Below are 14,527 nucleotides of genomic sequence, written 5' to 3' on the forward strand. Positions count from 1 at the left end.
TTTGGTTTTAACATTCAGTCTGGCAATCAGGCGAAGATCGCGTTCAACGTCTCGCTTGGGCGCATGACTTTAGCGGCCATTTCGTCATCATTGCGGAAGTATCCGCCAGTGTCCGCCGGTGCTGTCCCCGCCCCTAGTTCAGCTGTGATCGCCGCCTCGCCTGTCGCCAAAGCTTTGGCGATTGGTGCAAAGTGTGCGGCCAATTCGGCGTCGTCAGATTGCGCCGCCAAGGCATCCGCCCAGTAGCGTGCAAACCAGTAGTGGCTGTGGCGGTTGTCCGGCTGGCCCGCCTTGCGGCCCGGAGACCGGTTGTCGTCCAGAATGCCTTGCGTTGCCGCTTCGGCCGCCACACCCAACACACCCGCTTTGGTGTTGCCTTGTGTGTCTGCCAGAAAGTTCAACGATTCACCCAAAGCGCAAAATTCGCCCATTGAATCCCACCGCAGGTGGTTTTCGCTGTGCAGCTGCTGCACATGTTTGGGGGCCGATCCGCCAGCGCCGGTTTCAAACAACCCGCCACCCTTCATCAGCTTCACAATCGACAGCATCTTCGCAGATGTGCCCAGCTCCAGAATCGGGAACAAGTCTGTTAGATAATCCCGCAAAACGTTTCCTGTGATCGCGATGGAATCTTTGCCAGACGTGATAGTTTGCAGCGATTGCCGCGTGGCCTCTCGTGGCGCCATAGTTTGGAATTTGTCCGCAACACCAGCAGCTTCCAAGGCAGGCTTCACGTATTTGATCAACTCCACATCATGGGCACGATTGGCATCAAGCCAGAAAATGGCTTCTGTTCCGGTCAAACGCTGGCGATCCATCGCCAGTTCGATCCAGTTTTCGATAGGTGCCTTTTTAACCGTACATGCGCGCCAGATGTCGCCTGCATCCACATCATGGGAATGCAGTGTTTCACCATTGGCCAACACGATCCGCATCACACCTTTGGCAGGCGCTTCAAACGTTGTCGGATGCGACCCGTATTCTTCCGCCTTTTGCGCCATAAGACCGACGTTTGCGACGGCCCCTGCCGTGGTCACATCCAATGCACCGTTGGCTTTGAAGAAATTGATCGTCTCGTCGTAGATCGTGGAATAGCAACGATCCGGGATCACGCAGTTTGCATCGCCCTTCACCCCTGTTTCATCCCAGCCCTTGCCGCCTGCGCGGATCACGGCAGGCATGGATGCATCAATGATCACATCTGATGGCACATGCAGGTTTGTGATGCCTTTGTCGCTGTCGACCATATACATGGACGGGCGATCCAAAGCGTCGATGTCCGCCTTGATGGCATCGGCATTTGGCATCGTGTCGATTGCGGCCAGCACGTCTGCCAAACCGGAATTCGGGCTGCCACCTGCGGCTGAAATCGCATCACCATGCGTGTCCCAAACCGGACCCAACCATGCTTTGACCGCGTGACCAAAGATAATGGGGTCAGACACCTTCATCATCGTCGCTTTCATGTGCAACGAATACATTGTGCCATCTGCTTTTGTGTCTTCGATGGATGCGGCAAGGAACGATGCCAGATCAGACGCGCTCATGTAGGTCGCATCGGCCACGGTGCCTTCTTCCAGCGGCCATACGTCTTTCAACACCGTCACAGCCCCGTCGGCCGCCACAAATTCGATTTTCGCGTCACCGGCTTGTGCGCCTGTGATCGTCGCGGATTTTTCGTTGGCGTAAAAATCACCGCCCGTCATGGATGACACTTTGGTTTTGCTGTCGCTGGACCATGTGCCCATGGAATGCGGGTTCTTTTGCGCAAAATTCTTAACGGCTTTGGCCGCGCGACGGTCAGAGTTGCCTTCGCGCAAAACCGGGTTCACAGCAGAGCCTTTGATGGCGTCATACCGCGCCCGAATGGCCTTTTCATCGTCGGTTTGTGGGTCTTCGGGATAGTCTGGCAGCGCGTAGCCCTTGGCTTGCAATTCTTCCACCGCGGCCACCAGCTGCGGCACGGACGCGGAAATGTTGGGCAATTTGATGACGTTGGCGCCGGGTGTTTTGACCAATTGCCCAAGTTCGGCCAGATCATCGGACTGGCGTTGATCTTCTTTTAGGAATTCGGGAAACGTCGCAATAATACGGCCCGCCAACGAAATATCCTTGGTGCCGACATCAATTCCGGCGGCTCCTGCAAACGCGCGAATGATGGGCAGGAAAGACGCGCTGGCCAATTCGGGGGCTTCGTCTACCTTGGTGTAAATGATGTCAGGTGTCTTGGACATGGGAAGGCTTCCTTTTGATGCGGCTATCATAGGCATGTGGCGGTTCGGGATCAGAGCCGAACGTCCTTGGCGCAGGCCCTAAAGGAGGGTGTGGCGCAAGTCAATGCATACAACGGTATACAATGCGCGATATTTTAGGCATCCCGTTAAATTCCGCCCCAAAACACAGACGAATGCGTCATAGCCTGCCCGCAAAACTGTTACGCTGCATCCCTGAATGTGTCCGCTGCAGGCATCGCCACGATCGAAATTTCACCGTCCTCAACACAACACACAGAACCCTGCGGCACCGCGTGCCACCCTTGAGTGTCTGCTTCCAATGGTTCTGACACAAGCATAACCCCGGACGGGCTTGAACCGCATTTGTAGTATAGCGTCGGAGCATTCGCATCAGAAGCATACCGCATCGCAAACAGACGCTTTCCGTCTGAAAACGCGCCCGAGAACCGCATATGAGGCGTATGCCCTCTTTCGCGTGACAACCTTTCCATTTCGTAAACCGCACGCGACATCGCCTCAACCGGGTCAGCATCCAAATTGTACCCCAAAGCATTCAGAAACAACGCTTCGCTGTCGGTCGCCCCTTTGCGGTGATTGTAGAAAACCTCTGGAATGCTCATGTCTGCCGCTTTGCGGAACTGATCAAAACCACCAACTTGCCCGTTGTGCATAAAGCTCCAACGACCGACAACAAAGGGGTGACAATTGTTGCGGCTGATCGCGCTTCCTGTGGTGGCACGCACATGGGCTAAAAACAAAGGTGAACGAATTTGCGCGGCAATGCTGGGCAAATTTGAATCAGACCACGCGGGATTTATGTCACGAAACAACCCCGGTTCAGGCAAATCCGCGTACCAAGCCACCCCAAAGCCATCACCATTGATGGCTGTTTTGCATTCACTTGCATTTTGACTTTGCACAATCAGCGAATGTTCTGGTGCGGACAAAATATCTTGTAGAAAGATGGGTGTGCCACTCCACGCAGCCCATCTGCACATTTAAGCGTCCCTCGCGTTTAGCTTGTCGGACATTTGAGTGATCATCCGGCTGGCCGTTTTTTCAAACAGGCACGGGATCACCGCGTGAACAAGTGCCGCAGCCCCTGCGCCCAGCAATTTCAGTGCGAAACTGCCTGCAAACACGGCGTGTTCCACGTAGCTTTCGTTGACGGTGCGGGGATGGTTCAAAAAAATACGGGTGATCATGAGGCTCTCCTGTTGTCATGTGGACAGATTAACCGAAACACTGTGTGACACGGTCTCAAAATGCATCATGATCACCTATTGATTTGGGATATTTTCCCACGTATTGACGGGTAATGGCAGAACTTGACACAATTGATCGCAAAATCCTGAAGCATTTGCAACGTGACGCAAGCCTATCGCTTGAAACCCTTGGCGAAGAGGTCGGCTTGTCGCGCAATGCATGTTGGCGCCGGGTCAAGACCCTTGAAGACAGCGGCGTCATCACTGGCCGTGTCGCTTTGGTTGCCCCTTTGGCTATCGATCTGGGCTTGATGGTCTTTATGCAAGTGCGCACCAACCAGCATGATCCCGATTGGGCCGTTCGGTTTTCGCAAGCCACCCGCGCCATTCCCGGCATCCTGAGCGTCTACAGAATGACCGGTGATCTGGATTATCTGATCCGTGCGCGCGTCGCGGACATGGCCGATTACGACCGCCTGTATCAACAGCTTATCAAGCGGCTGCCGCTGTCGGATGTGTCGGCCAGCTTTGTCATGGAAGAGATCAAAGACGGCACGGCGCTGCCCGTTTGAAAACACCCGTCATCTTGGCCGCATTATCCTTGTGGCATTATTCCCCCTAGCTTTCTGCGATGCGGCGCTGTATGCGCGGCGCAAACCTCTCAGAGGCACCTCCTTAAAGGGCAAGAACTATGGACCTTCGCAATATCGCGATTATCGCACACGTTGACCACGGCAAAACCACACTTGTGGATGAACTGCTGAAACAATCGGGCACCTACCGTGAAAACCAGGCGACAACAGAACGCGCCATGGACAGCAACGATCTGGAACGCGAGCGCGGCATCACGATCTTTGCAAAGCCCACGTCTGTTGAATGGAAAGGCACCCGCATCAACATCGTGGACACGCCCGGTCACGCGGACTTCGGCGGCGAAGTGGAACGCATCCTATCCATGGTTGACGGTGTTGTGTTGTTGGTGGATGCGGCGGAAGGCCCGATGCCCCAAACCAAGTTCGTGACGTCCAAAGCGTTGAAGCTGGGTCTGCGCCCCATCGTGGTGGTCAACAAAGTCGACAAACCGGATGGCGAACCAGACCGTGCGCTGGACGAATGCTTTGACTTGTTTGCCAACCTCGAAGCCACTGACGAGCAACTGGATTTCCCATCCATGTATGCCTCTGGTCGTTCTGGCTGGGCTGATATGGAACTGGACGGGCCGCGCAAGGACTTGTCCGCGTTGTTCGATCTGATCCTTGAACACGTCCCTGCCCCTGCGCAGATCAAAGAACAAGACAAACCCTTCACAATGTTGGCCACAACCTTGGGAAGCGACCCGTTTTTGGGCCGTATGCTGACTGGTCGCGTCGAGACTGGCACGTTAAAGGCTGGGCAAACCATCAAAGCAATGTCGCGTGACGGCACGCTGATCGAGAACTTTCGCTGCACCAAGATCATGGCGTTCCGCGGCCTGGATCAAGCCGCTATTGAATTGGCAGAAGCTGGCGACATCGTATCCATCGCGGGCATGAGCAAAGCCACAGTGGCTGACACGCTGGCAGATCAGTCTGTGTCTGAAGCGATCCCTGCCCAACCGATCGATCCCCCCACCATCACTGTGTCCTTTGGCATCAACGACAGCCCATTGGCCGGCCGTGACGGCAAAAAAGTGCAATCGCGTGTGATCCGCGACCGCTTGATGAAAGAAGCCGAATCCAACGTCGCCATCAAGATCAGCGACACACCGGGTGGCGATGCCTTTGAAGTCGCCGGTCGCGGCGAATTGCAAATGGGTGTTTTGATCGAAAACATGCGCCGCGAAGGGTTCGAGCTGTCTATCTCGCGTCCTCAGGTTCTGTTTCAAGAGATTGACGGCGTACGCCACGAGCCCATCGAAGAAGCCACCATCGACGTGGATGACGAATACTCTGGTGCGGTGATCGAAAAGATCACTGGCACGCGCAAAGGCGAATTGGTTGAAATGAAACCGGCCGGTGCAGGCAAAACCCGCATCGTGGCCCATGTGCCATCGCGCGGTTTGATCGGCTATCACGGCGAGTTTCTGACCGACACACGCGGCACAGGCGTTATCAACCGCGTCTTTCATTCCTGGGCGCCCCACAAAGGCACAATCCCGGGCCGTCGTGCAGGCGTTCTGATTTCAATGGAAAATGGCACATCCGTGGCCTTTGCTTTGTGGAACCTGGAAGAACGCGGCAAAATGATGATCGGCGCACAGGCTGATGTGTACACAGGCATGATCATCGGTGAACACAGCCGTGAAAACGATCTGGAAGTGAACCCGTTGAAAGGCAAGAAGCTGACAAACGTACGTGCGTCTGGCACGGATGAAGCTGTGCGCTTGACCACGCCCATGCAGCTGTCTTTGGAGCAAGCCATCGCCTACATCGACGATGACGAGCTGGTAGAAGTCACGCCAAACGCCGTGCGTCTGCGCAAGCGTTACCTAGATCCGCATGAACGTAAGCGTATGGCCAAAGCTGGTTAATTTCTCCTGGCAAGGCATGGGGGCGCTGCCCCCAAACCCCCGGGATATTTTTAGCGAAAAGAAACTAAGGCTTCGCGGCCTTAGTCCGTTGTTTCGACAATCATCAACTCGCGCTCAGATGCCCCGCGCGCGTGTTCAAGCGCAGCCTGATATTCGGCGGAGTGGTAGCATTTTTCTGCTGTTTCAATGTCAGGAAAGCGGGCCACAACATTGCGCGGACGTTCCTTGCCTTCGAGTTGTACAAAGCGGCCCCCACGCGCGATGAACGTGCCCCCGTGTTCCGCTATCGCCACGGTCGCCCCGGCTGCGTATTTTTTGTATGCCTCTTCGTCTGTGACAGTGACATGTGCGATCCAAAGTGCGCCCATAGAAGTGTTCTTTCTTGTTTGATGTCTAAAGCCTGACTGTGACATGTGCGCTTGGCCTATGTCCAATGCTATAGCTTCGAAATGAAAAAAGGCGCCCCCGTGTTGGGACGCCTTCTACTTTTTCTTTTTTAAAGATCAGCTTTCAGCCGTCCAGCACGCCGTCATCTTCGATGCGTTCACCTGCGGGCATTTCAAAATCCAACCCGTGCGCTGCACGTATTTTGTCTTCGATTTCGTTGGCGATACGTGCGTTTTCCTTCAGGAAGGTTTTTGCGTTTTCACGCCCCTGCCCCACGCGTTCGTCGCCATAGCTGAACCAAGCACCTGACTTGTCCACGACGCCCGCTTTGACACCAAGGTCAAGAAGTTCACCCATCTTCGAGATACCTTCGCCATACATAATGTCGAATTCAACCTGTTTGAACGGCGGTGCCACTTTGTTTTTCACAACTTTCACACGTGTCGCGTTGCCGACCACTTCGTCGCGATCTTTCAAAGCCCCGATGCGGCGGATGTCCAAACGTACAGACGAATAGAACTTCAACGCATTGCCGCCCGTCGTGGTTTCAGGCGATCCAAACATAACCCCGATCTTCATCCTGATCTGGTTGATGAAGATAACCATGCAATTGGAACGGCTGATAGACCCAGTCAGCTTACGCATCGCTTGGGACATCAAACGGGCCTGAACACCGACAGAGCTGTCGCCCATGTCGCCTTCAAGTTCGGACTTCGGCGTCAGTGCCGCAACCGAATCGACGATAACCATGTTCACGGCACCAGACCGCACCAACGTGTCTGTAATTTCCAATGCTTGTTCGCCGGTGTCGGGCTGTGAAATCAGCAGCTCATCGATGTCCACACCCAGTTTTTTGGCATATTGCGGATCCAAAGCATGTTCAGCATCCACAAATGCACAGACACCGCCAGCCTTTTGCTGTTCGGCCACACAGTGCAGTGTCAGTGTGGTTTTGCCCGACGATTCAGGGCCGTAAATCTCGATGATACGGCCCATCGGCAAACCACCAATGCCCAATGCGATATCCAACCCTAATGAGCCGGTGGAGCTTGCCTTGATGTCCTGAACGGCACCTTCGGCCCCCAGTTTCATGATGGAGCCCTTGCCAAACTGGCGTTCAATCTGGGCCAAAGCGCTATCAAGCGCCTTTTGTTTGTCTGCTGCTTTCTTATCGGTCATTGTCAAAAGATCTGCCGTTGCCATTGCTGTTCTACCCTATGTGTCACACCCATGGTGTAGCGGCAATGGTTGAGGCCGCTATATCTTGGGTTTGCATCCAATGTTCTCATTACGTTCTGTATGAGATCAAAAAGAGAACATTTCAAGTTAAATTTTACAATCCACATCGGCAAATACGTCTAAAACACCAACAATTGGACCTAGCCAACGGTAAGAGTTCTATGGTTAAATTTCCCTAAATACGTGCAGCATTGCGCAAGCCATTTAGCCCGCATTCAAGCATCATATTGAAACTATGGGATTAATTATGAGTATAGAGTTCGAAAAGCCGACCAAACAACGCGACCACATAAAGCTTTTGGAGCTTGCGGTGCAAATGATCACCAAAGCGGTTGGCTCGGATATGATCGGCACTGCCTTTGCTGCGGAAAAACTGTTCAAAGCGGCCACAGGTAAAGACACAGACACTCAAGCCAACAGAAACTGGGTCTGGGTCACACAAACTCTGGCCGAGGCCACATGCGCCGTTCTGCAACATCCGCGCCTGCATTGCGTGTTAACCGAAATCGAACTGACCCCCAACATTACAACCCTGATCCAAACCGTACCGGATCGCGGCACAATCGAGCCTGTGCACCTGAACAACCCAAGTGCACATCCGGCCTTTGCCGAAGCCCGCAACATGATCGCGGGAATTGCACGCACGGTCAGCCCTGAGCACCCCTTCGATGACAAGGTGATTGAACAAAAGTTCTTTTCCGTTTTGATGACCGCAGGCGCGACTGTGGTGGCAAGACACCCCGACTATTTCAACGGTTTGAACCTGGCGTTATCCTCCCCCACGCAAGAACCCCAGAAACGCGAACTGGCCCATGCACGCCACGCGCGCTTCATCAGCAAAGGCTTTGTCAGCGATCCTATTTTCACAACGGATTTGGACGAAACCGTATCATTATCAGAGGTGTATCTGCATCTTCGCTGCTTTTGGCACAGACGCCAAATTGATGAAGACGGCAAAATCTCTATCACCTCCCATGTCGATGACCTTCACAAAACGGCCAAGGATTGGTTGTTGCATGGCGAAGACGGTCTGCGCGTGATCGGGGGTGGGCCGGGGTCTGGCAAATCATCTTTTGCCCGCGCGTTTGCCCATCAGATATTGCAAGACAACAGCCACCGCGTGATCTTTGTTGAACTGCAACATCTGACCTTCAACGCAGATCTTTTTCAGGCATTGGGAACCTATGTCCAATACAGAAACACGGGCGTCGGTGACGGTAGCGCCGGGTTCTACGAGAATCCCCTGTCATGGGCGGCTGACGATCAAACGCCTGTTCTTTTGGTTTTTGACGGGCTGGACGAACTGAGCGCCCAAGACACCGAAGCGCGCACATTAACCAAAAATTTTGTGGACTCCGTCTCATCATTGCTAAGCATGCAACGCAGTTCAGGACGCGACATAAAGGCGATGATCCTTGGACGGTCCAGCGCGTGCCAAGCGGCTTTGTCCTCAAGCGATCAGGGCAAGTTGCTGCATGTCGCCCCCATCAAAACCTTGGCCGATGCAGATTTCAAGCTGGACGTCACGGATCACAGTCCTGATCACGGCCCTGAGGGGCGCAAGGACATCACGTGGCATGTGGACGATCCGCAAAACCTGTCCGAACTGGATCAACGCCCCGATTATTGGCGGCGGTGGCAAAAGGCCAAAGGGCTGCCCGCCGAGGATGTGCCTGACTCTGTCACACATGAGGACATGGCCGAATTGAACGTGGAGCCGTTGCTGCTGCACCTGCTGCTGATCTCGGATTTTGCAACAACAAGATGGCGCGAGGCCGCCAACAACCGCAACTATGTGTACGAAGATATTCTGACCAAAATCTACGACCGCAATGCCACAAAACCACCGATGAACAAAACGGACCTAAGCTGTGATGATTTCTTCCGTTTGATGGAATGCCTAAGCTTGTCTGCGTGGCGTGGTGGCGGGCGCACAGGCGACGAAAAAAACTTTGGCAAGCTGCGCAAAGCCTACCGCCTCGGCCCAGACTGGCGACGTGTGATTGATTTGCCCATCGCCCATCTGGAAAACATTGCCTTGCATATTCACACGCGTTTGGACAGTGAACGGATTGGGTTTTCGTTTATTCACAAAAGCTTCGGGGAATACCTTGCAGGCCGCGCCGTCTTTCGAACAGCGCTTTATCTGGTGGTCCGACTGTCGGGTGATGATGAACCCGCGGACGCTGCGGGCAAATGGGCAGAGCTGTTTTCGTTTGCACCTTTGACCCGCCCCATTTTGCGTTTCTTAACCGATGAAGCACGGCGGTTTGAACATCCTGACGAGATGCGCGGCACTGTTGATGCATTGACGGAGGTCTTTAACCACACGTTGAGAAACGGTTTTCCCATGGACGTAATGTCAACGCCGGATGTGAGGTATAGGGATTTGGAGGACAGACAACGCAACGCAGAAAGCACTTTGGTGTCGACCTTGTCCGTACTGGCGCAGGCCATTCCACTGCCTAAGGGGCAAACGAGGATTACGAACGCACAGCGCGTTGTTCCAGATTGGGGTAGACCACATTTCGCTGCTAGCCTTTTTGAACGTATTCAGCCACGAGGTCGCCTAGGTACCCCTTTAAGCTGTGCACGTTTTGATTTCTCAGACGCTGCTATGTTGGGTATGATTTTCCGCGACATTGCGTTTGACGGATGCACCTTTGAAGGGGCTTTTCTATTCCGTACTTTTATTTTCCAGTGTTCTTTTAAAGATAGCAGCTTTCGGAACTCGCAAATTGCCGGCTCGTTTCTTGCCGGCGGTGGTTATTCGAAAGCTGACTTTGAAGAGGCGAATTTGAACATGGCTGATTTACTAACAGCACAAGGGTTAACTGAAGTTCAACTTAGTAAGGCACAGGGCAACCAAGGAACAAAACTGCCCCTCTACATCGACGCATCGAAAATTCCATGGGCTGACAAGGAAGACTAGAAGGCGACCAAGCACCAAGACGCACTGCATCACCCAACTTTAAGCCAACCGGTCCGCAAGCGGGCTTTCGTCCATTTGCGCCATCAAGTGCTGGTTCATACGCTCTGCCAGCTGGGCACGGATTGCATAGTGATCGGCGCTGTCCCACAGGTTGTGGGTCTCTTGCGGGTCGTTCGCCAAATCGTAAAGCTCGCCCCAGTCCTGATCCTTGTAAATCGTGTACCGCCAGTCCGGTGACACCAAGGCACGCACGCGGGCGGGTTCCTCAAACCCCAGCCGTCTCCCGCCGTCATTGTATTCAATCAACACGTCGTCGCGGACCGTTGCTGCCCCTTCAAGGACAGGTTTCAGGCTTTTGCCCTGATTGCCGTTGAACGGCTTTAACCCCACGCGGTCCAGAACGGTGGCTGCAATATCAATGGTGGATGCAAGCGCGTCTGACGTGGCCGCCTTGCGGTTCTCGGGGTCCGACCAGATGAATGGCACACGGGTTATGCTGCGAAACGGCAAAGCGCCTTTCAGCAGCATGTTGTAGTCGCCCAGATAATCGCCGTGATCAGAGTTGTAGCAAATCACCGTGTTGTCCAATTGCCCGTTGCGGGTCAGGGCCGCCATGATGTCACCCACCGCGTCATCGACAAAGGCCATCATGCCCGCAGTCAAAGCCATGGCTTCTTTGATGTGCTGATCGTCCAGCATCATGGCCGTTTGCGGCGTGGTTTGCCCCCCTGCCCCTTGCCAATTGGCATGAAGCCATTTCATCGGGATCGTCGGGTTTTGGTGGGCGTCAAAGGGCAGTGAAACGTCAAAATCATCCGGCGCATACATGTCCCAGTATTTGCCGGGCGGATTGAACGGGTGGTGCGGATCAGGAAAGGATACAAACGTAAAAAACGGCGCGTCGTCGTCCACACAACTGTCCAGATGCGCGATGGCGCGATCCCGAATATACGCCGTTGGGTACAGGTCTTCGGGGATCGGGGTGCGGTTGGCTTGCGGGCATGTGTAATCGTGGGGCAACTGGTTTGCAGGGTCGTGCAGGGCTTCCCAATCATCGGCGCGTTCGCGGAACCACTGTTGATAATGCCCGCCACATTTGTCGCCATGTGACGTGACCATATCGACATGGTTGTAGCCGTAATACGGCGTCTTGAAATCATACCGCCCGTCGGCCGTATAACGCCCCGGTTCTTCTTGACCGTAATTGCCGTCATCCCAACGCCATGCATCGGGACGATCTGCAACCTCATCCGCGTTTACCCCGATTGGCGGCATGTCGGTGAAAGGCTGCAAGTGGCTTTTGCCGATCGCGGCGGTATTGTATCCCGCCTCGGCCAGTTGCGACACAAAGGTGTTGGCAGACAAGGGCAAACGGCACCCGTTATAGCGCAAACCGTGCAAGCTGGGGTAGCGCCCAGTCAGCAACGACGCGCGGTTGGGCATGCACACAGGCGACGCTGTGTGGAAGTTGTCAAACCGCGTGCCTTGCGCCGCGATGGCATCAATGTTGGGCGTTTTGAGCACCGGATGCCCATAACACCCGAGCCAATCAGCGCGTTGTTGATCGGTGATGAAATACAAAAAATTCGGGCGCTTCGTCATTGGGTCAATCCTTGGGCTTTCATCAAGCCGGCACATGGTTCCGGTATCGGATACGGTGCAGGACAAGCATGCCAGCTGCCGCTGCAATCGCCGTCAAATGGACCGCTTCGGGACGCATCAGGATCGCAACGGCAAGGCCAAGGCGCACAAAGACCCACGCCAGACCCAACGGGCCTGAATCGTACCGCGCCAACGCACTTGCCACCAAAAACAGCGCCAGCATCAATCGCGCGATCACCCAAGCCAAAGCCCCAAAAGACACGCCGTCCTCGTATCCGGCCAAAGGTGCGCCACTTGCGCTGGAAGGATCCAGCAGCGCCGCGTCGATCAACAGCAATTCGGGGTAGAACGCAAAAACAAACGGGATCGTGAACATCACAATGCCAGAGCGTACAGCACTAAACCCGGTCGCCATCGGGTCCGCCTTGGTGATTGTTGCTGCGGCAAATGCAGCCAATGCGACAGGTGGTGTGATGGCCGACGCCACAGCGAAGTAGAAGATGAACATATGGGCCGTAAAGGTCGCGATCCCAAGCCCCACCAACAGCGGCCCCATCAGCAACGCCACGTTGATATAGGCGGGCACAGCTGGCATCCCCATGCCCAAAAGCACAGCCAACAGCATCGTTATGACAAGGGCTACAAACTGGAACAAAACCGACCCGCTACCACCTAAATCCAGCGATAACAAAAAGCCCAGCACATCGACAGCTACGAATTTCGACAGGCCGGTAAAGTTCAGGCACACATCAATCACAGTGACCGCAAGAAACATCAGATACAGGGTCGAAATCGTGATCCCCGCCTCTGACAAAGCATCAAGAACCAAACGTGGCTTGTCGCGAAACTTTTTGTCCAGAAACAGCAACACAGTCACAAAAGCCGCAGCCCACCAGCCCGTCGCACCGGCATTACCAGCAGCGTTCTGGAACAGCTCGAATATCCACGGCAGATTGGTCGCGCGGCAAGTCCCGTCCGTCATGATCTGCTCGACCCCGAACAGCCAACCAAACGGCCCGCAGCCGATCCCGTCTTTGGGGGTCAGCAGCAGCACAAGGATCAACAGGATCGGCAAGAAGATCTGGCACAGATGCAGCAGATCGGTCTTTGTGAATTTCATATCATCGGTCAAATCCCCCAAGGCGGGAATGTTCTGCTTGCGCGACTGGAACATGGCCGACAGGAACAGGCAGACGAAATACGCAATGGCAGGCAAAGCTGCAGCCACCACAATCTCGCGGTAGGGCACAGCCGTCAACGCGGCCAAAATAAACGCGGCCACCCCCATCACGGGGGGCATAATGGATCCGCCTGAGGATGCAGCGGCCTCGACCCCGCCAGCGAAGGTCCGGCTAAAGCCACGTTTCAGCATCATCGGGATCGTCAAAACACCAGTGGACAGCACATTCACCACAGGGCCACCGGTGATGGTCCCGAACATGGCAGACGATACAATGGCCGCATGCGCAGGACCGCCCTTTAGTTTGCGGGTCCAGCGAAACGCCAGTTTGATCAACGCCTGCCCGCCCGCCGATTTGCCAAACATCGCGCCCAGAATGATGTAGGGGAACACCATGTTCATAATGACATTCATGAACCGCCCCAGCATTCCAGCAGAGTTGTTCACCAAAGCATCATGCACATTGGGGCGACCATCCAAAAAGCTGCGTGGTTCGCCGCCCAATTTGGTCATCAGATATTTGTTGATGTCATCGGGACCGTGAAAGTACCAAACCAGCACCGTGCCAATCGTGTAAATTGCGATCACCAAAGACACGAGGACAAGCGGAAGCCCCCAAACCTTGACGTTGTAGCCAAGGAAAATCAGGATCGACGCGCCCATGATCGCCACCAACCAGATGCCCGTTGTTTGCACGCATTTGGGATCATCAACCGTGTCAGGTACGGGCATGAACATCTCTTCTGCAAACTTGATCTCTGCCTCTAGTGTTGCAGCGATCAGGCGCGCACGTTCGCCGGTGACGGTGTCGATCAAACAAACGCTGTCGATCTCAATCAGGTAAGTCAGCGATACAGCCCCGGCTGCCACAACAAGGGCTGCGTCCATGAAAAGTCCAAAGCCAGCACGCCGCGTGCCGCGCCAGTCACGCCACATGGAATGACGCATAGCGACCACACACATCATGATGAAAAAGACGATTGGGTAGAACCACTCGGTCGCAAAATTGCGCACTTTTAGCGTTTCACTGCCAAACAGGTTGCGCCACATTTCGTCCCAACCCGGTATGGTCGGCATTGAATTCATGATCCCAAGGAACACAAAAAACAGCGCTAAGGCGTAAACAGCTTTGGTTGGAAACAATGTGCGGTGTTTTTGCGCGTCGGTCTGCTCGTCCATGCGGGAAACCCAATTTTCGTCTTGATACTGCACCCGCCCCCATTGGTAGGAGGCGGGTGT

General features: G+C 54.5%; 10 protein-coding genes. 3 read left to right on the top strand and 7 right to left on the bottom strand.

The features are described 5' to 3' along the window. Positions 1–26 precede the first annotated feature (26 nt). The 3 genes from ABJL60_RS06455 to ABJL60_RS06465 all read right to left on the bottom strand — a co-directional run bounded on the left by ABJL60_RS06455 (position 27) and on the right by ABJL60_RS06465 (position 3,439). A complete protein-coding gene (locus ABJL60_RS06455) occupies positions 27–2,234 on the bottom strand; it encodes an NADP-dependent isocitrate dehydrogenase (protein WP_348373585.1) in 2,208 nt (735 codons plus the stop codon). A 200-nt stretch (positions 2,235–2,434) separates the two neighbouring features. Then, complete coding sequence (locus tag ABJL60_RS06460) at positions 2,435–3,232, bottom strand: class II glutamine amidotransferase (RefSeq protein WP_348285574.1); 798 nt, start codon at positions 3,230–3,232, stop codon at positions 2,435–2,437. Beyond that, positions 3,233–3,439, bottom strand: a complete 207-nt coding sequence (locus ABJL60_RS06465) for a DUF6356 family protein (RefSeq protein WP_348373586.1) — start codon at positions 3,437–3,439, stop codon at positions 3,233–3,235. A gap of 113 nt (positions 3,440–3,552) precedes the next feature. On the opposite strand from ABJL60_RS06465, the gene ABJL60_RS06470 reads away from it, so the two are divergent. Together ABJL60_RS06470 and typA are read left to right on the top strand one after the other, a co-directional pair. Beyond that, positions 3,553–4,011: an Lrp/AsnC family transcriptional regulator gene (locus tag ABJL60_RS06470; RefSeq protein WP_348373587.1), complete on the top strand. Its 459-nt coding sequence runs from the start codon at positions 3,553–3,555 to the stop codon at positions 4,009–4,011. Positions 4,012–4,130: 119 nt separating this feature from the next. Continuing rightward, positions 4,131–5,948, top strand: a complete 1,818-nt coding sequence (gene typA, locus ABJL60_RS06475) for a translational GTPase TypA (protein ID WP_108828291.1) — start codon at positions 4,131–4,133, stop codon at positions 5,946–5,948. Positions 5,949–6,028: 80 nt separating this feature from the next. Here typA and ABJL60_RS06480 read toward each other — a convergent pair whose 3' ends face one another. Then, on the bottom strand, positions 6,029–6,316 hold the full coding sequence (locus ABJL60_RS06480; RefSeq protein ID WP_348373588.1) for a DUF1330 domain-containing protein: 288 nt from the start codon (positions 6,314–6,316) through the stop codon (positions 6,029–6,031). 142 nt (positions 6,317–6,458) lie between these two features. Further along, on the bottom strand, positions 6,459–7,538 hold the full coding sequence (gene recA, locus ABJL60_RS06485; protein WP_348285571.1) for a recombinase RecA: 1,080 nt from the start codon (positions 7,536–7,538) through the stop codon (positions 6,459–6,461). A gap of 283 nt (positions 7,539–7,821) precedes the next feature. Between recA and ABJL60_RS06490 the strand changes: the two genes are divergently transcribed. Further along, entirely contained in the window at positions 7,822–10,506 is a 2,685-nt protein-coding gene (locus tag ABJL60_RS06490; protein WP_348373589.1) for a hypothetical protein, read from the top strand. Between the two features lie 39 nt (positions 10,507–10,545). On the opposite strand, the gene ABJL60_RS06495 is transcribed toward ABJL60_RS06490, so the two are convergent. After that, positions 10,546–12,108 (bottom strand): sulfatase-like hydrolase/transferase, encoded by a 1,563-nt coding sequence (locus ABJL60_RS06495; RefSeq protein WP_348373590.1) that lies wholly within the window; start codon positions 12,106–12,108, stop codon positions 10,546–10,548. A gap of 22 nt (positions 12,109–12,130) precedes the next feature. Then, on the bottom strand, positions 12,131–14,467 hold the full coding sequence (locus tag ABJL60_RS06500; protein ID WP_348373591.1) for a TRAP transporter fused permease subunit: 2,337 nt from the start codon (positions 14,465–14,467) through the stop codon (positions 12,131–12,133). Positions 14,468–14,527 lie beyond the last annotated feature (60 nt).

It is taken from the genome of Ascidiaceihabitans sp. (assembly GCF_039986515.1).
Taxonomy (GTDB): domain Bacteria; phylum Pseudomonadota; class Alphaproteobacteria; order Rhodobacterales; family Rhodobacteraceae; genus Ascidiaceihabitans.